This is a genomic window from Caulobacter sp. GW821-FHT10A10, assembly GCF_059415745.1.
This window is the reverse complement of the sequence record NZ_JBWKNV010000004.1, coordinates 59,683-76,963: the sequence shown is the minus strand read 5'-3', so window position 1 is coordinate 76,963 and position 17,281 is coordinate 59,683. Positions and strand designations below refer to the sequence as shown.

Sequence of the window (17,281 nt, the reverse complement as noted above, 5' to 3'; positions counted from 1 at the left end):
CGGACCTTTCAGGACGTTTCGACGGAGGTAAAGTCCTTCATCGAAACAAGGTTTTAGAGGTGCGTCATGGAAGCTCCGGCACTGGCCCAGCGCGGTCGCGCGTCGCTCGATTTCCAGGCGGGCGTATCGAAGGCGACCTTCGGCCTGCACTTCGCCTCCGAGGCGGAGCTGGCCATGAAGGGCGTCAACGCCCAGACCATGCCCGACGACATGGATGAGCGCCACGCGCTGGTCGTCGAGACCCTGGCCGACTCCAAGATCTTCAAGATCCGCGAGCTGTTCGGCGAGTGGGCCTCGCGCACCCACGGCGCGCACTGCGACGAAGCCTTCGAGGAGCGCCGCGCGGTTCTTGAGCCGTACCTGAAGGCCCTCGACGAAGGCCCGGCCACGCTGGACTACGGCGACGGCGAGACCCCGCCCAGCTACTGGAGCAAGGTCTGGTTCCACCGCACCACCGGCGGCTGGGACCACATCGACCACACCGGCTACGTCCACGGCGAGCTGGTGCACAAGCAGCTGGTGGCGCGCGGCTATGGCGGCGACATCTTCGGCCAGCGCCGGGCGGCCGCCCAACAGGCCCCGCGCCGCGACTACAAGGAAATCCTCGATATCGGCTGCGGCTCGGGCCACTTCACCCAGGCCCTGCAGGAGACCTTCCCGGAAGCCCAGATCACCGGCATCGACTGGTCGGCCCGCATGCTCGAACAGGCCCGCCGCGTGGCCAACGAGAAGGGCTGGAACTGGAAGCTGATGGTCAAGGGCGGCGAGAACTCCGGTTTCGCCGACGAGAGCTTCGACCTCGTGACGACCTTCATCCTGTTCCACGAGGCCCCGCCGCGGATCATCAAGTCGATCCTGGAAGAGGCCTTCCGCATGCTGAAGCCGGGCGGCGACATCATCATGGCCGACGTGCCGCGCTACGCCGAGATCGATAAGCTAAGTTCTTGGCGCTACGACTACCTGGCCAAGTGGGGCGGCGAGCCCTACTGGCGCGCCTCGGCCAGCATGGATCTGATCCAGATCTGCAAGGACATCGGCTTCGTCGACGTCGAGGGCGCCACCCAGGCCCCGACCCACGCCTACTACGTGCTGCGCGCCCACAAGCCCGCCTGATCCTTCCGACAACGAGCGAGCGACATGAACGCGATGACTCCGAAGACCTTCGAGCGCCCGATCTCCGAGCCGGTGAACCGCCGGATGCTGTCCGCCGACCAGATCGACGACCTGGGCGAGGCGATCCTGTCCCTGACCCGCGAGGTCTGGGTGCTGACCGACCGCGTCCACGTGCTGGAGGCCGTGCTCGAAAGCCACGGCGTGCTGGCCAATGCGGAAGTCGACGCCTTCCAGCCGGGCCCGGAACTGCAGGCCCAGCTGAACGCCAAGCGCGACGCCATCGTCCAGAACCTGCTGCGCTCCCTGCGGGCCGCGCCCGAGGCGCGCAGCTAACGACGTCCCCGCTGCATCTGCGCAGTGTGAGCCTGGCGCGGTCCGAAAGGGCCGCGCCTTTTTTTGTACGCAGGGAACCTCCCCCTGTGGGGGAGGCGATCGCGAAGCGATCGGTGGGGGGAGTGTCTTGGAAATAGGCCGGCGTCCGGGAAGCTGAAAACTTCCCCCCACCGGCCTTCGGCCGCCTCCCCCATAGGGGGAGGTTCAACTAAAGCCCCAACGCCCCAGGGTTCATCAGGCCCTTGGGGTCCACGGCCGCTTTCACCGCCTTGACCAGGTCCAGCGCCGGAGCCTCAAGAACGTCCGCGTACGGATAGAGTTTGCCGAGCTGGAAGTGCACGGCGCCGTACTCGGCGTAGAGCTTGATGATCTGCGCCTTGAGCTTCCCCACGAAGGCCGTGGTCTCGGGATCTTCGGGGTACTGGGGCAGGCTGGCCAGGTGCTCGGCCGGCAGGACGCCGGCGTGGTAGGCGGTCTGCTCGCCGGGCCAGTAGAGGGCGACCTCGTAGAGGAAGCCGGACGGGCGCAGCACCTCGAACATGCCGCCGCGCCAGACGCCGCGGGCGGTCATCTCTTCGGCGTGGCTGGCGTAGAGGGCCTCGAGCGCCGCGTGGAAGGCGGCGACCTGGCTGTGAGGCAGGATGCCGTTCATCGGGGCCCAGCGCTCGCCCTTGGGACCGAGCACGTTGTAGAGCGGGGCGAACGGCATGCCGCGCACGATGGTCGGCATGGTGTTGGGGATCTCGACCCCCTCGGCCGTCATCAGGGTGCGCAAGCGATCCAGGCGCGCCTTGGCCTCGCGGTCGTCCACCCCCTCAAGGATGTAGTGGACCATGTACTCGGCCTTGCGCAGGGCGCGGTCGCCGGCCAGGGCCATCTTGCCGAGCTGCTTGAGGCCGGCGACCAGCGACGGCGAGCTCTTCAGCACGGTCAGGGCCATCTGCACGACGGCGGCGTTGTCCTGGCGGGCGATCTGGCCCTGGGCCAGCGGTGCGTCGATGGCGAAGTGCTCGTCGTCGAGGTTTTCCAGCGCCGCCGCCCGCATGGCGCGGGCGAGGCTGGGCAGGTCCTCGAAGGCGAAGGAGGCGCACTGGAAGGCGGCCTTCTTGACGATCAGCGGCAGGGTGATCCGCGTCTTGATCCCAAGCGCGCCGCAGTCGCCCAGGAACAGGCCGCAGAGATCGGGGCCGTACCAGCGGGCGAAGGGCGAGCCGCCGCGGGCGGCCGAGCCGGTGCGCAGCAGGGAGCCGTCGGCGATCACGACGTCGACCGACACCGCCGACTCCGCCGAGCTGCCGAACTGGCCCGAGCCGTGGCTGATGGCGTGCTGCGACATCGACCCGCCGATCGTCGCGGCCAGGCCCGAGAACGGGCCGAAGAACGGGGTGCGCAGGCCCAGCGGATCCAGAGCGTCCTTCAGCTGAGCCCAGGTGACCCCGGCCTCGACCGTGACATAGGCGTCGGTCTCGTTGATCTCGACGATGCGATCGAGGGCGCCGGTGTCGATCAGCACGGTGTCGGCGCGGGTCGCCAGGTAGCCGTCGGTATAGGAGGCGCCGCCGCCGCGCGGGACGATGGCGACCCCGGCCGCCGCCGCCTCGCGCACCACCGCTTGCAGCTGGTCGACGTCGGCCGGGCGGACAACGGCCAGGGGCGTCTTCAGCGTGCGGTAGACGTCGGTGGCGAAGGGCAGGGCGGCTTCGCCCGTCAGGACGCCGCCGGCGCCGACGATCGCCTCCAGGCGTGCGAGGAGGCCAGCGGCGGCTGGGGCGGTACGCGTCTTGACGGGCATAGGCTTTACTCAGGTCTTGGCGATGTCTTCGATGGTGGCGCGGAAGCGCTCGGCCGTGTCGGCCGCGGCGGCTTCCGAGGCGTCCTTGCGGGCCAGGTAGAACAGGCGGCCCAGGAAGTCCTGGCGCCAGGCCTCGCGGGCCTCCAGGGCGGCCTGGTCGAGCTGCAGGGCCTCGATCTCGGCGGCCAGGTCCAGGCCCTTGGCGGCGTGGACGCGTTCGGCGCTGTCGAGGCGGTCGTGCAGCACGGCCAGTTCGTTGGCCAGGACCATGATCATCGACATGGCCTGGTCGAGGCCCGGGGCCTCGTAGAACTGAGGGCGCTTGCCCTTGGCGTCGCGGATGACGTGCGGGCGCTCGGCCTGCGGAGCGTGGGCGTTCATCGTGATATTCCTTTGAACTCAGGCCTTGCGGGCGATCAGGACTTCCCAGCCGCCGCCGGGAGCGTATTCGCCGGCGGCGAACTCACGGTCGGAGACCGCCGCGCTGGCGTCTTCGCTGTAACCGGCGGCCTGCTGGGCGACGAACTCCATGATGGCCATGGGCGCGGTGTCGAACTTGACGCTTTCGGGCGGGAAGCCGGCGGCCTTGGCCAGGGCGACCTGGTCGGTCTCGCGCATGGCGCCCCAGAAGGGCTCGTTGTTGTACCAGGTCTCGTTGTCGAGGATGAACTGGGTGAACGGGTCCATGTTGTCGAACGGCGGCAGGTCGGCGTGGATCATGTAGCCGCCGGGCGCCAGCAGGCGATGGCACTCGTTGAAGATGCGCGGCATGGCCTTGCCCGACGTCTCGTGCAGCAGGATGTGGCTGACGATCAGATCGAAGGAGCCGTCCTCGAAGCGGGTCTCCTCGGCGTTCATCTGGGCGAAGTTGACTTCCAGGCCGAGGCCCGCGGCGCGGGCGTGGGCGTAGCGCACCTGCGGGGCGGCGACGTCGACGCCCCAGACTTCGGCGTCAGGGAACAGCTCCTTGTAGGGCAGGGTCGAGTGGCCGACCGTGCAGCCCAGATCCAGGATCCGCTTGGGCTTGAAGCCGTCGAGGCGACGGTTGACGTAGTTGCAGACCGAGCGGCCCATGTCGTCGTTGAACGGGCCCATGTAGCCCATGGCGTAGAGATAGACGCCGCGGTCGTAGAGGGCGCCGGTCGAGATGTCGTCTGGGGCCACCGCGCCGGCATAGCCGCCGGGCATGCAGTGGATGTCGATCGAGGTCACGTAGCGCGGGGTCTCGAATTCCTCGGGCAGGTCGAGCTTGCCCTTGGCCGACGCCGACAGGCCGCGGGCCTTCTCGATCAGGTCGGGCAGTTCACGGTCGATCGTGACGTTGGTCGATTCCCAGAGCAGCTCCTGGGCGATGCGGTTGGCCGCCGCGTAGTGCTGGAAATAGAGGTCCTTGACCATGGCCGAGCGGATGTCGCGGCGGTCGGCGGGGGCGCGGCCATGTTCGCGCTCGAAGGCCTTTGCGGCGCGAACGCCGAACACGGGACCCAGGCCCGGCAGCAGACCCTGCTGGATGAACTGCTTGAAGCTCTTGGTGAATTCCTGGCGCGAGCCCTCGTCGTGGGTCGGCTTGGGCAGGATCGGATGGTCGATCTGCTGGAAAGTGTTGAGCATCTCGGCGGACATGGCGGCCTCCAAACAGCCGGCCCTCAAAGGGCGGCGCGAACTGAGGCTAATCTGAAGGGGACCGATCAGTCAAAATATTGCGTTCAGCAGATGCTCCGCTAGGCGGTCAGCCTGCGGCGGAGGCAGGCGAGGGCTGTTGACGGGCAGGGGGCGGGCGGACGCAGGGGAAGGCGCAGGCGGCCTCGCCCGCAGCGACGGCTGACAGGGCTCCACAAGGGCGTGTGTTCACCGAAGCCGACACTTGCTCATGGCGGTGACTTAATTGTCTGGAATGGGCAGCCGAACCACTTCGGCTCACGACCCTATGCGGACAGGGGAGCGAAGATGATCCCTCTCTCTTAGAGAGAGGGAGGGGCCCATCGCGTAGCGATGGGAGGGTGAGTGGTTACATCTTCAGCCGGCGTGCCGGCACATCGCCCGCAACAGCGCCAAGATTTCCCAAGGGCTTCGCCTACCCACTCACCCTCCCACGCCTACGGCGCGGGCCCCTCCCTCTCTCCATGAGAGAGGGTTTCGGTGGCCGAAATTGCTCGTTGACTGTTCTGACAAAGAATTAATGTGATTTACTGCATCTGACCGCCCGCTCCGACGCCTCTAAAGCACGTGTCTAAAATGATCCGCGCATGTCTCAATGCAGGTGCGCGGCATGTGAACTTGTGTCTTGGGGCAGTCGGAGGGGGCTTATGAGTGGAGTTGAAATTTTTGCGCCGCGCAGCGCCAGAGTTCGGCGTACATGGACCGCTGCGGCAATAATTCTGATCGTTGTTTTCTTTCTGATCGGGCAGCTGGCGACGATCTTCGGCATATTGAAGCCGATGGGCTATCACAAGGCGGATCTTGATACGCAATGGCGGCCGCTTGCCATCTACCTGGCCGCGGGAGGCGTCACCGCACTTCTCATTGTTGCTTGGGCGTGGCTGTTCGAGCGCAGATCGCCCGCGGCCTTGGGCTTCAAGGCCAGGATGGTCGGCGCCTATCTGCGCGGCCTGGCCGTCGGAGGACTTGGCCTCGCCGCCGTGGTCAGCGTCATCTTCGCCGCGGGTGGTTACAAGGCTGCCGGGAGCCTGTCGCCAGGCTTGCTGACGCCGGCGGTTCTGACGCCGTTTCTCGCCCTGTTCGTCGGCTATATGATCCAGGGAGCCGCCGAAGAGGTCATGTTCCGTGGCTGGCTGATGCCTTTGGTGGCCTCCAGGCATGGACTGGTCGTAGCCGTCCTTCTGAGTTCCGGTTTCTTTACTCTGCTCCATGCGAGCAACATCGATCCGTCGAAGGAACTCGTGCTCGGGCTCTTCAACCTGTTTCTCTTTGCCGTCGTACTTAGTCTCTACGCCATCAAGGAAGGGTCGTTGTGGGGCGTGTGCGCCTTCCATACGGCCTGGAACGTCCTGCTTGGCACGGGCTTCGGACTGGAGGTCAGCGGTATGAAGGTCGCCATCGCACCGGTCGTCGTGGGTCTGGCGCCGGTCTCGGGCGCGCCGTGGTGGCTCACCGGCGGGGTTTTCGGCCCGGAGGCGAGCATCGCCGCGACGATTGTGCTCGCCGGAGGCTGCGCCTATCTGATTGCGAAGGGGGCGCTGACCAATCGATCCCCTCTCTCTTAGAGAGAGGGAGGGGCCCATCGCGCAGCGATGGGAGGGTGAGTGGTTACACCCTCAGCCGGCATGCCGGCACATCGCTCGAAACAGCGCCAAGATCGTCGCCAAGATCGTCCAGGGGCTTCGCCTACCCACTCACCCTCCCACGCCTTCGGCGCGGGCCCCTCCCTCTCTCCACGAGAGAGGGATCAGGTGCTCAGACCTCCACCGTCCCGGCATCATACGCGAAGAGGCCCAAGGTCTCTTCGTTCTTGATCTCGGTCATGCCGTAGAGGTGGGCTTCGTCGCCTTCCAGGCGGTCGGCGTTGAGGTTGGATTCGACCTGGATGAAGCCGCAGCGCTCCTTGCGGGCGGCCTCGTAGCGGGCGAGGGCCTCGGGAACGTCCGACGCGGCCTCGAAGGCGCGGGCCAGGACGAGGGCGTCCTCGATGGCGGCGGCGGCGCCTTGGCCCAGGAACGGGGTCATGGCGTGGGCGGCGTCGCCCAGCAGGGCCACGCGGCCGCCGCGCACCCAGGTCTTCAGCGGCTGGCGGGCGAAGACGGCCCACTTGTAGAGGGCGGACGGGTCGATGGTGTCGAGCAGGGCCTGGACGTCGCTGCTCCAGCCCTCGAAGGTCTTGCGCAGGTCGGCGAGGTCGGCGCGGATCGTCCAGCCTTCCTCGGCCCAGCCCTCCTGGCGGGCGAAGAAGACGAGGTTCAGCAGGGTCGAATTGCGCAGCGGATAGCGCACGGCCATGCGGCCCGGTCCGATATGAATGCCGGGGAAGTGCGCCAGATCCTCCAGCAGCGGACCCTCGACCGGCACGATGGCGCGCCAGACGACGTGGCCGGTGAAGTGCGGCTCGCCCGGATCGAAGCCCTTGCGCACGCCCGACTTCACGCCGTCGGCGCCGATGACGGCGTCGCCCTTGATCTCAGTCCCATCAGCCAGCACGGCGATCGCGCCGTCGGCGGTCGGCTCGGCGGCGACGCAAGGGCTGGACAGGCGCACGGTGGCGCGGCCGGTGGCTTCCAGGGCCTCGACCAGGATGGCGTGCAGGTCGGCGCGGTGGATGTAGACGTAGGGCGCGCCGTAGAGGTCGCGCACCTTCTGGCCGCGTTCGAAGGCGACCAGGTCGCGGCCGTCGGCCCAGTGCTGCACCCGCTGGCGCTGGGGCTCGACCCCGGCCGTGGTGATGGCTTCGGCCAGGCCCAGGTGGTGGTAGACCCGCATGGCGTTGGGGGCGAGGGTGACGCCGGCGCCGATCTCGCCCAGGGCCGGGGCCTGTTCCAGCACTTCGACGGTGTGGCCGGCGCGGGCCAGGGCGATGGCCGCGGTCAGGCCGCCGATGCCGGCGCCGGCGACGATCAGGTGCTGGGGACGCATGGGCTTAGTCTCCGAATACTCAGGCATAGGTCGCCGCGTCGGCCAGCAGGGCGTCCAGCCCGGCGACCGCGTTGAGGCGAGGAAGGTCGAGAATGTCGAGGCCGTCGGTCGTGCCTTCGGATCGCAGCCTGGCGAGCCATTCGGGCGCGTAGCGGGCCAGGCCGTGCAGCAGCAGCATGGGATGCAGGGCGATGGCGAAGCCCAGGGCTTCCAACTCAGCGCCTGTGCGCACGGCGGTGATCCCGCCTTCGACGAGGTTGTGGACCAGGGGCACGCGAGCGGCGAAGCGCTCGGCCACGGCCCTGGTCTCTTCGAGGGTGCGGGGACCCTCGACGAAGACGATGTCGGCGCCGGCCTCCAGATAGGCCTCGGCGCGATCCATGGCGGCCTCGGGGCCTTCGACGCCCAGGGCGTCGGTGCGGGCCACCACCAGGGTTTCCGAACGGGCGTCGAGCGCGGCGCGGACCTTGCCGACCATCTCGGCCAGCGGGATCACGCCCTTGCCGCGCATGTGGCCGCAGCGCTTGGGGAAGGTCTGGTCTTCCAGCTGCACGGCGGCGGCGCCGGCCCGTTCCAGCACCTTGACCGTCCGCTGGGTGTTCAGGGCGTTGCCAAAGCCGGTGTCGATGTCGACGATCAGCGGGATCTCGACGCGGTCGGCGATGGCCCGCACCGCGTCGGCCAGTTCGCCGACGCCGACCAGGCCGACGTCGGGACGGCCTAGCCGGGCCAGCGACAGGGCCGCGCCCGACAGGAACGCCGCCTCGAAGCCGGCCTGCTCGACCAGCAGGGCCGAGAAGCCGTCGTAGCAGCCCGGCGCGGCCAGCAGCCGGCGGCGGCCGTCGGGGCCGGCCGCCAGCCGCTCGCGCAGGCGCTGGGCCGAGCTCATTACTCCGCCGCCTGGGCGCCTGTGCCCGTCGGGATGTGGCTTTCGTGATTGGCCAGATACCAATCGGCGATCTCTTCGCGGGTGGCGAACCACACGCCCGGCAGGCTCTTGGCGTGCTGGATGAACTCGCGCAGGGCGCGGATCCGGTAGGCCCGGCCCGAGACGTGCGGGTGCAGGCCGACGTTCATCAGCCGGCCCGAGGTGGCGCCCTCCTTGTAGAGGACGTTCAGTTCCTCGATCAGCACGTCGCGGTACTCGTCGGTGGTGTGGCCGCGGCGGGTGAGCAGGGTGAAGTCGTTGATCTCGTTGGAATAGGGCGTCGAGACGATCGGGCCGCTGGGCGTGCGCAGCAGGTAGGGCTGGTCGTCGTTGAGCAGGTCGCAATAGAAGGTGCAGCCGTGCTCGGCCAGGATGTCGGCGGTCTGCAGCGTGCCGCGCAGAGACGAGGACAGCCAGCCCTTGGCCCGCTTGCCGACGAAGCGCTCGTACTGCTCCAGCGAGCGCAGGACGATGTCGCGCTCCTTGGCCGGGTCATGGGCGAAGTCGGTCAGCAGCTCGCCCTGTTCCCAGTTGTGGGCCAGCAGCTCCCAGCCGCGCTCCAGGCAGGCGTCGGTCATGGCCTTGCGGCGCTCGAATGTCACCGCGTTGGTGGTGCAGCTGGCCTTGATCCCCATCTCGTCGAACAGGTCGAACAGACGCCAGATGCCAACCCGCTGGCCGTATTCGCGCCAGCTGTAGTTGGGGAAGTCGGGCGTGTCGCCGGCCAGCACGTCGGGCAGGATCGCCGGCCCGCCGGCGTAGTACTTCTCCTTGGTCGGCTTGGTGAGGTCCCAGGTCTCCAGGTTGAAGGTCAGGACCAGGGCCACGCGCGCGCCGTTCGGCCAGGTCAGCGGCTTGCGGTGCGGAAGCGGAACGTAATCGTATTCCATACTGATGCCCTTTGATCCCTAGTGCTCGAGCAGAAGCGAGCCGAAGCCGTCGATCTTGTCGGTAATTCCCATGCTCCGGAGAGCATGCCAGTAGGTGGCGGTGTTGATGGCCACGACCGGCTTTTCCAGCCAGAACTCGGCGATGCCGGCGACCTTGGCGAAGGCCAGGTTGGTGCCGCACTGGACGACGGCGTCTGCGCCTTCCGACACCTCGATGGCCGCGCGCTTCAGTGTCTGCGGGCTCTCGTGGGCGATCAGCATCGGGGAGGGCGATTTCAGGCCCTTCACCTGGGTGACCTCGTAGCCCAGGTCCTCGAAGAACTTGCGCACCTGGTTGTCGCCGACCGGCATGTAGGGGGTGATGACCCCGATCTTCTTGATACCGCCATAGGCCTTGAGCGCCGCGTCGACGGCGGTGGAGCCCATGACCACGGGGACGCCTTTGGTGCGCTCCAGCATGCGCTGGGTCAGGCGCTCGGCGCCGTCGGCGCCGTCCCAGAAGGTCTCGGCCGACATACCCATGACCACGCAGGCCGGGTCCATGCTCATGGCGATATCGACGCTGTCCATGGTCGCGTCACGGATGTTCTGCAGCATCACCATGAACGACTCGTCGTCGGTGACCTTGGTGTCCGGGATGGCGATGCGCTGGAAGTGGTTGGTGACGCCGCGCGGGCGCATGTCGTCGTATTCGGGCTGGACGCTGGTGTTGGTCGACGGCGCGATCACCGCATACTTCAGGCGGTGTCCCAATGAATCCGGCATGACGCTTCCCTCGACGTTTCGATGGCCGAGGAATGGCAAAGCCGGATCGTCCGCGCCGCAGCCCAGCGGCCGATATCCGCCCGGCGGATAGGAAAAAGCGCCGGGGAAGCGGGATGGGCGGGCGTCGCTAGGGTCGTCGTTGAACCACAACGGAAATTCTCCCCGGGGGACGAGACCATGGCCGCTTTTATCATCGCGACGACCGTCATCACCGACGCGCCCCGCTTCGGGGAATATGTGAAGGCCATCGCCGGCCTCGCCGAGCGCTTCGGCGGCGAGACCTATGTGCGGGGGCCGGTCACCGAGGTCTTGGAGGGCGAGGTGCCCGAGGGCGAGCGCGTGATCGTCACCCGCTATCCCGACGCCGCGGCCGCCAAGGCCTACCTGCATTCGCCGGAATACCAGGCCGCCAAGGTCCTGCGCCAGGGCGCGGGAACCGTCGTGGTCCGCATGATCGTCGTCGACTGAGATTGACGCGTGTGACGGGGCGCGTGGGGAAGCCGCGCCCGCACCCGCCGACCAAAAACTAGCGAGGTTCCGTGGAACGATTCCAAGTCGTCGTAGCGGGCGCCGGGCCCGTGGGCTCGGTGGCCGCCTATCGGCTGGCGCAGCTCGGCGTCGATGTGTTGCTGCTGGAGAGCGCGCCGCGCTGTCCCGAGGACCTTCGGGCCTCGACCATGCATCCGCCGACGCTCGACATGATGAAGGCGCTGGGCGTGCTGGAGGACCTGGAGGCCCAGGGCCTGCGCGCGCCGGTCTATCACTATCGCAACCGCACGACGGGCGAGGTGATGGCCTTCGACATGGGCGAGCTGTCCGACATCAGTGAGCATCCGTACCGGCTGCAGTGCGAGCAGTTCAAGCTGGCGCGCCTGCTGACCGAGAAGCTGGCCGGCCATCCGAACGGGCAGGTGCGGTTCTCGCATCGCCTGGCCCACTTCACCCAGGACGACCAGGGCGTCACCGTCTCGATCGAGGCGCCGTTCGGCATAGAGCAGGTGCGCTGCGACTATCTGATCGGCGCCGACGGGGCCAATTCGATCGTCCGCAAGTGGCTGGACATCGAATTCGAGGGCTTCACCTATCCGGAGAAGTTCCTGACTCTGTCGACCGACTGGCCGCTGGAGGACCACTTCAACGGGCTGGCCCACGTCAACTATGTGGCCGATCCCAAGGAATGGTGCGTGCTGCTGCGGGTGCCGTCGCTGTGGCGGATCCTGGTGCCGGCCAATGGCGACGAGAGCGACGAGAGCCTGCTGTCCGACGCCAAGAAGGCCGAGGTGCTGGGCGGGCTGATCGGCGACGGCGAGACCGTGCAGACCGTGCAGACCGTGCACCGCACGCTCTACAAGGTGCACCAGCGGGTGGCCAAGACCTACCATGTGGGCCGGGTGCTGCTGGCGGGCGATGCGGCCCACCTCAACAATCCGCTGGGCGGGTTCGGCATGAACTCGGGCATCCATGACGTCTGGAGCCTGACCGAGAAGCTGGTCGCCATCCTGCAGGACAAGGCCGATCCGGAGAAGCTGCTGCCGCTCTACGACCGCCAGCGGCGGGCGGTGATGCACAAGTTCATCCAGACCCAGACCATCGCCAACAAGGCGGCGATGGAGGCGGGCACCGCAGAGGCCTATGCCGAGCGCGAGGCCAAGATGCGCCAGATCCTGGCCGATCCGGACCAGCGCCGCGAGTACCTGCTGCTGCAGTCGATGTACAAGAGCCTCGAGCTCGAAGCGGCCACGGCCTGAGGAGCTTGCAGTGATGATCCAGTTCCACACCGTCAATACGGCCAACGGCCAGAAGGCGCGGATCGTGCTGGAGGAGACGGGGCTGGCCTATGCGGCCACCCCGATCGACCTGATGGCCGGCGAGCACAAGCAGGCCGCCTACAAGGCGCTGAGCCCGTTCGGCAAGGCGCCGGCCATCGTCGATCCCGACGGGCCGGGCGGGGCGTCGATCGTGGTCTCCGAGACCCTGGCCATCGCCTGGTACCTGGCCGAGAAGGCCGGCGGCGCGCTGCTGCCCAAGGGACCGGCCGAGCAGGCCGAGTTCCTGATGTGGGCCTCGGCGGTGTCGTCGTCGGTGGCCGGCGCCTTCACCAACCAGTTCGTGGCGACCTTCCTGGCGCCCGAAAAGACGCCGTGGCTGATCGAGCGCTCGGTCGCCGACTGCCACGAGCAGCTGGCGGCGTTCGACGCGCGCCTTTCGACCCGCGACTACATGCTGGGCGATCGCTTCACGATCCTCGACGCGCTGTTCTTCCCGGTGGTCGCCAATTCGGCCAAGCGGCTGGAGGGCGGGCTTGGTCCGTATCCGAACCTGGCGCGCTACGAAGGCTTCATCGGAACGCGGCCCGGCGTGCAGCGGGGCATGGCGTACGGCTGAACGGAAAGCAGCCGGGGCGAACTCGCCTCGGCTGCAACCTCCGCGCCGTTTTCGGCCGCAAAGCCTTGTGAGAGTGTGGCTCGCACGGTTAACGCGACGAGGCCGCATGGAGCGCAGCTGGATCAAGGGGCGGGTGTTCGTGGTCGACGACGACCCGGTGCTGCTCGCCTTTCTCGAAGGCGCGCTGGCCAAGTCCGGTTATCTCGTCCAGGCGTTCGAAACCGCACGCAGCGCCCTGCACGCCGCGGCCATGGACAAGCCCTCGATCTGGCTGATCGACATCCGCATGCCCGACGTCGACGGCACCGAGCTCTTGAAGATGCTGCGGGCCAGCGACGAGCACCGCGAGACGCCGGTGGTCATGCTGACCGGCGATGGACGCCTGGACCGCATCGCCACCGCCATGGGCGCGGGCGCGACCACCTACCTGCTCAAGCCGTTCTCGCCGCAGCAGGTGGTGGAGAAGGTCTACGCGGTGCTGAATTTGGGGTAGGGGGACCCGCACCTTTCCCAGGAGGGAGAGGGAGGATACGCCGCTAGCGTTACTACCCCACCCCGTAGAATCCCCGCGAAAGCGGGGACCCAGGCTTTTTCTGAAACCCACGGCGCTCGACGATAAAACACCTGGGTCCCCGCTTTCGCGGGGATTTTACGGAAGGTGGGGGCGGAGGATCTTCCCCCGTGGTGAGGCTCTCAGAGGCAGAGCCTCACCAAGCCACTTCCGACCCCGCCAGATCCAGGAACTTGCCCGTATCCTCCAGGCTCACCCCGGCGATCACCTTCTGCTGCCCCGCCACGCTTTCCTCGACGGAGTAGGGGGCGTCGGGGCCGCCGAGGGCGGTGCGGGTCCAGCCGGGGGCCATGGCGATGACGGTGACGCCGTCGCCCTTCAGCTCGACCGCCAGGCCCTTGGCCAGCATGTTCAGCGCGGCCTTGGACGAGCGATAGGCGTGCGAGCCGCCGTAGACGTTGGTTCCGATCGAGGCCAGGCCGCTGGACATCATGACGATGGTCTTGTCCGCGCCGGCCTTCACGTTCTCGATCAGGGCCGCGGTGATGCGGAACGGCGAGACGACGTTGGTGGCCAGGATGTCGGCCCAGATGTCGTAGTCCATGCCGGACAGGGTCTGGTGGGCCATGCCGTCGGGCAGGGGGATGGGGCCGTAGGTGCCGGCGTTGTTGATCAGCACATCGATCGCCACGCCTTTGAGCCGCTCGGCCAGGGCGGCGACGGACGCGGCGTCGTTCACCGACAGGGCTTCGATCCGCACCTTGCCCGAATGGGCGGCGGCGATGGCCGCAAGCTCGTCGGCCGCACCAGGATTGCGGCAGGTGGCGATAACGTCCGCGCCGGCGGCGGCGTATTGGCGGACGTGCTCCAGGCCGATGCCGCGATTGGCGCCGGTGATCAGGACCGTGGTCATGGCGTGCTCTCTCGTTCGTTGCTGCGCCGACTTGAACCGGCCTGGAAGGCGAGGGCGGGGCGGCCGCGATCTTCGCCGCTGTGCGGATAACGGCCTCGGGCCAGGGGAGCGGGCGAGGGGGCGGCGCTAGGACCGAGGCTCGAAGATTCCGCTGGAGCCGCCGTGACGCTCATTCGCAAAGCTTATGCCGACACCGTCGCAGGCCAGGTTCACCTGCGCCGGGTGGACGGCCCCGGCGACCCGATCGTGCTTCTGCACCGCACCCCGGTCAGCTCGGCCTGCTTCGACGGCGTGCTGGCCCGTCTGGCCGGCCGCCGCGCGGCGATCGCGCTGGACACGCCCGGTTTTGGCCAGTCGTTCAAGCCCGAAGGCCTGCCCTCCACGGTGGACTACGGCGGCTGGCTGCTGGCGGCGCTGGACGCCCTGGGCGTCGAGCGTTTCCACCTGGCCGGCCACCATACCGGCACCCACATCGGCGCCGAGATCGCCGTCGCTGCGCCAGGCCGCGTGCGCTCGCTACTGCTGAACGGCGTGCTGTTCGCCACCGCCGAGGAACGCGAGATGTTCCGCGCCCAGGTCGGCCAGGCCGCGCCGATCGACGCGCACGGCGCCTATCTGATCCAGTCCTGGGGAACGATGAAGGGGCTGCTGCCGCGCTTCGACGCCCAGTTGGTTCAGACCGAGTTCCTGGGCGCGATCGGCGCGCCGGACGGCCGCAACCAGGCCTTCGGGGCGATCTTCGACCAGGACTTCGCCAAGGTCTTCGAGGGCGTGGCCTGCCCGGTGACCGTGCTGCAGGCGGCGGACGACCCGCTGGCCGGCTTCGTCGGCCGCATCCGCAAGGCCCGCCCGGGCGTGGTGGTCACCACCCAGGGCAAGACCGGCGTCGCCGCGCCCGAGCTGGAACCCGAGATCTTCGCCGAGACCTTGCTGGCCTTCGCGGCCGGCGTCGAAACCACGCCCCCGAACACCCCCCTTCAGTGGACCCCGCCCATGACCAATCGCCGTTTCTCCCTCGTCCGCGCCGAGCAGGGCTTCGAGCTGGCCGAGTCCATCACGCCGGTCCCGACGCCGGGTCCGGGCGAGGTGCTGGTGCGGGTGCGCGCCGTGGCGCTGAACCGCCGCGACGTGATGATCCGCAAGGGCTGGTATCCGGTGGGCGAGGCCGACGGCTTCACCCCGCTGTCGGACGCCGCCGGCGAGATCGTCGCGGTCGGTGAAGGCGTCGAGGACCTGGCCGTGGGCGACCGCGTCGCCTCGACCTTCTTCCAGAACTGGGCCGGCGGCCGCATCACCTTCCCGGCGGTGATCTCGTCGCTGGGCGCTGGCGGCCCGGGCGTGCTGGCGCAGCACGTGGTGCTGTCGGCCGGCGGGGTGGTGAAGCTGCCCGAAAGCCTGGACTTCGTGCAGGGCGCGACCCTGACCTGCTCGGGCGTCACGGCGTGGTCCTCGCTGGTCACGCATGGCGGCCTTCAGGCCGGCGACTGGGTGGTGACCCTGGGCACCGGCGGTGTCTCGCTGTGGGGGCTGCAGATCGCCAAGGCCTTCGGGGCCAAGGTGGCCGTGGTCGGCGGCGACGACGCCAAGCTGGCCCGCGCCGTGCAACTGGGCGCCGACCTGACGGTGAACTATCACACCACGCCCGACTGGGAGGCCGCTGTGAAGGAAGCCTCGTCCGGCGGCGTGCAGCACGCCCTGGAACTGGGCGGCGCCGGCACCCTGGCCAGGTCGCAGGCCAGTCTCGGCGTCGGCGGTCACGTCGCCGTCATCGGCGCCCTGGACGGCTTCGGCGGCACCCTGGACGCCTCGGCCATGGTCATGGCCGCCCAGCGCGCCACCGCGATCTCGGTCGGCTCGCGCGCCGATCACCAGGCGCTGTCGGACTTCGTGGCGGCCAAGGGCATCGTCCCGGTGGTCGACGCGGTGTTCGGCCTCGACGCCATCGAAGGCGCCTACGCCCGCGCCGACAAGGGCGCGTTCGGCAAGGTGGTGGTGACGCTTTGATCTGATCCTTCTCCCCTTGCGGGAGAAGGTGTCGGCGCACGCCGACGGATGAGGGGTCTCTCAGACGTCAAACGCCGCGAAAGCTGATCGGCTTTCGCGGCGTTTCTGTGCGTGCGACCCCTCACCCGACCTCCTTCGGAGGCCACCCTCTCCCGCAAGGGGAGAGGGGCGCGGTCAGATTTCCACCACCTCGACCAGCGCGCCGCCCGGCGCGCGCAGGACGCCGGCGCGCTTGCCGGCGTAGACGGCGCCGTCGCGGGGTGTGGGAGCGGCGATCCAGTCGCCCTGGACGCTGTCGAAGTCCGGGTGCTTGAGCGTGCAGATGGCGACGCCGGGCGGCAGGGCGCCGGCGTGGCCGGGGCGCACGGTCGCCTCGACCGGATACTGGTCGAACTCCAGGAAGACGTCCTTCTGATACGTCGCCGTCGCCAGGGCGTGGCGGCTGTCCTTGGGCAGATCGAAGGCGTCGTTGATCATGTTGTAGACGATGGTCATCGGCGCGCCGACGTCCAGGCCCAGGGTCTGGCTAAACCAGGCGCCGCTAGCGTCCATGTCGTCGCTGGCCAAAACGAGGATGAACAGCTTGTCGATCAGGCTGCCGGGATAGGGCAGACCATTGCCGGGCGAGACGATCTCGGTGAGGTAGACGATCTCGCCGTCAGGACCCTTCACCTGCATCGGGTGGATGGTGGGCAGGCCGTCGATGCGCTTGGGCGGGCCGATGATCTCGAATGGCGCGTCCTGCATGCGGGCGTTCACGGCCATGACGTCCTGGCAGCAGATCTCGATCGCCGCCCAGCCGTAGGTGCGCAAGGGACGGTATTCCGGCACCGGGTCGCCCTCGACGAAGCGCAGGAAGACGTCGGCGCCGCTGGCCGGCTGCAGCACGGCGTAGGGCCGACCGGCGCTGGCCGGAGCGCCCCAGCTGGCGGCGAGATCGGCGGAGACCTCGCCTTGCTCGACCACGGTGTAGTCGAGCCATTGGGTATAGCGCTGCGCGGTCGCGGCGACGTTCGGCGTCACCAGGGTGGCGGCCCTAAGAAGGTTCATCGGTGGGATCCTG

At 68.3% G+C, this 17,281-nt stretch carries 17 protein-coding genes; 8 read left to right on the top strand and 9 right to left on the bottom strand.

The window, feature by feature from the left end; translation table 11 throughout:
• The first annotated feature begins 66 nt into the window (after positions 1-66).
• Positions 67-1,113 (top strand): class I SAM-dependent methyltransferase, encoded by a 1,047-nt coding sequence (locus AC07NS_RS12525; RefSeq protein ID WP_494603623.1) that lies wholly within the window; start codon positions 67-69, stop codon positions 1,111-1,113.
• 24 nt (positions 1,114-1,137) lie between these two features.
• Positions 1,138-1,446 (top strand): hypothetical protein, encoded by a 309-nt coding sequence (locus tag AC07NS_RS12520; protein ID WP_494603621.1) that lies wholly within the window; start codon positions 1,138-1,140, stop codon positions 1,444-1,446.
• A gap of 208 nt (positions 1,447-1,654) precedes the next feature.
• On the opposite strand, the gene AC07NS_RS12515 is transcribed toward AC07NS_RS12520, so the two are convergent.
• From AC07NS_RS12515 to AC07NS_RS12505, 3 genes are read right to left on the bottom strand one after another with little or no spacing between them, the layout of a single operon-like run.
• Positions 1,655-3,238 (bottom strand): FAD-binding oxidoreductase, encoded by a 1,584-nt coding sequence (locus tag AC07NS_RS12515; RefSeq protein ID WP_494603619.1) that lies wholly within the window; start codon positions 3,236-3,238, stop codon positions 1,655-1,657.
• Positions 3,239-3,247: 9 nt separating this feature from the next.
• Positions 3,248-3,619, bottom strand: a complete 372-nt coding sequence (locus AC07NS_RS12510; protein WP_101714787.1) for a hypothetical protein — start codon at positions 3,617-3,619, stop codon at positions 3,248-3,250.
• Between the two features lie 18 nt (positions 3,620-3,637).
• Positions 3,638-4,861 carry a class I SAM-dependent methyltransferase gene (locus tag AC07NS_RS12505; protein ID WP_494603617.1) on the bottom strand — a complete coding sequence of 408 codons (1,224 nt, stop codon included), beginning with the start codon at positions 4,859-4,861 and terminating at the stop codon, positions 3,638-3,640.
• Between the two features lie 683 nt (positions 4,862-5,544).
• Between AC07NS_RS12505 and AC07NS_RS12500 the strand changes: the two genes are divergently transcribed.
• On the top strand, positions 5,545-6,462 hold the full coding sequence (locus tag AC07NS_RS12500; protein WP_494603615.1) for a CPBP family intramembrane glutamic endopeptidase: 918 nt from the start codon (positions 5,545-5,547) through the stop codon (positions 6,460-6,462).
• A gap of 190 nt (positions 6,463-6,652) precedes the next feature.
• Here AC07NS_RS12500 and AC07NS_RS12495 read toward each other — a convergent pair whose 3' ends face one another.
• Genes AC07NS_RS12495 through AC07NS_RS12480 form a run of 4 tightly spaced genes read right to left on the bottom strand, consistent with a single transcriptional unit; the run spans position 6,653 to position 10,405 of the window.
• Positions 6,653-7,822 carry an FAD-dependent monooxygenase gene (locus AC07NS_RS12495; protein ID WP_494603613.1) on the bottom strand — a complete coding sequence of 390 codons (1,170 nt, stop codon included), beginning with the start codon at positions 7,820-7,822 and terminating at the stop codon, positions 6,653-6,655.
• Between the two features lie 19 nt (positions 7,823-7,841).
• The gene (locus tag AC07NS_RS12490) at positions 7,842-8,711 is read right to left on the bottom strand and encodes an isocitrate lyase/PEP mutase family protein (protein ID WP_494603611.1); all 870 of its coding nucleotides are present in this window, start codon (positions 8,709-8,711) and stop codon (positions 7,842-7,844) included.
• Entirely contained in the window at positions 8,711-9,640 is a 930-nt protein-coding gene (locus AC07NS_RS12485) for a polysaccharide deacetylase family protein (RefSeq protein WP_494603609.1), read from the bottom strand. Before AC07NS_RS12485 ends, AC07NS_RS12490 begins: the two co-directional genes overlap by 1 nt.
• Positions 9,641-9,658: 18 nt before the next feature.
• Positions 9,659-10,405, bottom strand: a complete 747-nt coding sequence (locus AC07NS_RS12480; RefSeq protein ID WP_494603607.1) for a maleate cis-trans isomerase family protein — start codon at positions 10,403-10,405, stop codon at positions 9,659-9,661.
• A gap of 177 nt (positions 10,406-10,582) precedes the next feature.
• Here AC07NS_RS12480 and AC07NS_RS12475 point away from each other — a divergent pair, with 177 nt between their 5' ends.
• From AC07NS_RS12475 to AC07NS_RS12460, 4 genes are all read left to right on the top strand, one after another.
• Positions 10,583-10,873 (top strand): DUF1330 domain-containing protein, encoded by a 291-nt coding sequence (locus tag AC07NS_RS12475; protein WP_158285917.1) that lies wholly within the window; start codon positions 10,583-10,585, stop codon positions 10,871-10,873.
• 71 nt (positions 10,874-10,944) lie between these two features.
• On the top strand, positions 10,945-12,153 hold the full coding sequence (locus AC07NS_RS12470) for an FAD-dependent oxidoreductase (protein WP_494603604.1): 1,209 nt from the start codon (positions 10,945-10,947) through the stop codon (positions 12,151-12,153).
• A gap of 13 nt (positions 12,154-12,166) precedes the next feature.
• The gene (locus AC07NS_RS12465; RefSeq protein ID WP_494603602.1) at positions 12,167-12,790 is read left to right on the top strand and encodes a glutathione S-transferase family protein; all 624 of its coding nucleotides are present in this window, start codon (positions 12,167-12,169) and stop codon (positions 12,788-12,790) included.
• Between the two features lie 106 nt (positions 12,791-12,896).
• Positions 12,897-13,283, top strand: a complete 387-nt coding sequence (locus AC07NS_RS12460) for a response regulator transcription factor (RefSeq protein WP_494603600.1) — start codon at positions 12,897-12,899, stop codon at positions 13,281-13,283.
• Positions 13,284-13,497: 214 nt separating this feature from the next.
• On the opposite strand, the gene AC07NS_RS12455 is transcribed toward AC07NS_RS12460, so the two are convergent.
• Positions 13,498-14,214, bottom strand: a complete 717-nt coding sequence (locus AC07NS_RS12455) for an SDR family oxidoreductase (protein WP_494603598.1) — start codon at positions 14,212-14,214, stop codon at positions 13,498-13,500.
• Between the two features lie 162 nt (positions 14,215-14,376).
• Between AC07NS_RS12455 and AC07NS_RS12450 the strand changes: the two genes are divergently transcribed.
• Positions 14,377-16,218: an alpha/beta fold hydrolase gene (locus tag AC07NS_RS12450; RefSeq protein WP_494603596.1), complete on the top strand. Its 1,842-nt coding sequence runs from the start codon at positions 14,377-14,379 to the stop codon at positions 16,216-16,218.
• 174 nt (positions 16,219-16,392) lie between these two features.
• On the opposite strand, the gene AC07NS_RS12445 is transcribed toward AC07NS_RS12450, so the two are convergent.
• Positions 16,393-17,268 (bottom strand): VOC family protein, encoded by an 876-nt coding sequence (locus tag AC07NS_RS12445; RefSeq protein WP_494603594.1) that lies wholly within the window; start codon positions 17,266-17,268, stop codon positions 16,393-16,395.
• Between the last annotated feature and the right edge of the window lie 13 nt (positions 17,269-17,281).

Excerpts from the sequence above, each read along its gene's own strand:
- AC07NS_RS12500 (WP_494603615.1), top strand. The coding sequence starts at position 5,545 with ATGAGTGGAGTTGAAATTTTTGCGCCGCGCAGCGCCAGAGTTCGGCGT.
- AC07NS_RS12480 (WP_494603607.1), bottom strand. The coding sequence starts at position 10,405 with ATGCCGGATTCATTGGGACACCGCCTGAAGTATGCGGTGATCGCGCCG.
- AC07NS_RS12490 (WP_494603611.1), bottom strand. The coding sequence starts at position 8,711 with ATGAGCTCGGCCCAGCGCCTGCGCGAGCGGCTGGCGGCCGGCCCCGAC.
- AC07NS_RS12460 (WP_494603600.1), top strand. The coding sequence starts at position 12,897 with ATGGAGCGCAGCTGGATCAAGGGGCGGGTGTTCGTGGTCGACGACGAC.
- AC07NS_RS12475 (WP_158285917.1), top strand. The coding sequence starts at position 10,583 with ATGGCCGCTTTTATCATCGCGACGACCGTCATCACCGACGCGCCCCGC.
- AC07NS_RS12525 (WP_494603623.1), top strand. The coding sequence starts at position 67 with ATGGAAGCTCCGGCACTGGCCCAGCGCGGTCGCGCGTCGCTCGATTTC.
- AC07NS_RS12465 (WP_494603602.1), top strand. The coding sequence starts at position 12,167 with ATGATCCAGTTCCACACCGTCAATACGGCCAACGGCCAGAAGGCGCGG.
- AC07NS_RS12515 (WP_494603619.1), bottom strand. The coding sequence starts at position 3,238 with ATGCCCGTCAAGACGCGTACCGCCCCAGCCGCCGCTGGCCTCCTCGCA.
- AC07NS_RS12445 (WP_494603594.1), bottom strand. The coding sequence starts at position 17,268 with ATGAACCTTCTTAGGGCCGCCACCCTGGTGACGCCGAACGTCGCCGCG.
- AC07NS_RS12505 (WP_494603617.1), bottom strand. The coding sequence starts at position 4,861 with ATGTCCGCCGAGATGCTCAACACTTTCCAGCAGATCGACCATCCGATC.
- AC07NS_RS12495 (WP_494603613.1), bottom strand. The coding sequence starts at position 7,822 with ATGCGTCCCCAGCACCTGATCGTCGCCGGCGCCGGCATCGGCGGCCTG.
- AC07NS_RS12455 (WP_494603598.1), bottom strand. The coding sequence starts at position 14,214 with ATGACCACGGTCCTGATCACCGGCGCCAATCGCGGCATCGGCCTGGAG.
- AC07NS_RS12520 (WP_494603621.1), top strand. The coding sequence starts at position 1,138 with ATGAACGCGATGACTCCGAAGACCTTCGAGCGCCCGATCTCCGAGCCG.
- AC07NS_RS12485 (WP_494603609.1), bottom strand. The coding sequence starts at position 9,640 with ATGGAATACGATTACGTTCCGCTTCCGCACCGCAAGCCGCTGACCTGG.
- AC07NS_RS12510 (WP_101714787.1), bottom strand. The coding sequence starts at position 3,619 with ATGAACGCCCACGCTCCGCAGGCCGAGCGCCCGCACGTCATCCGCGAC.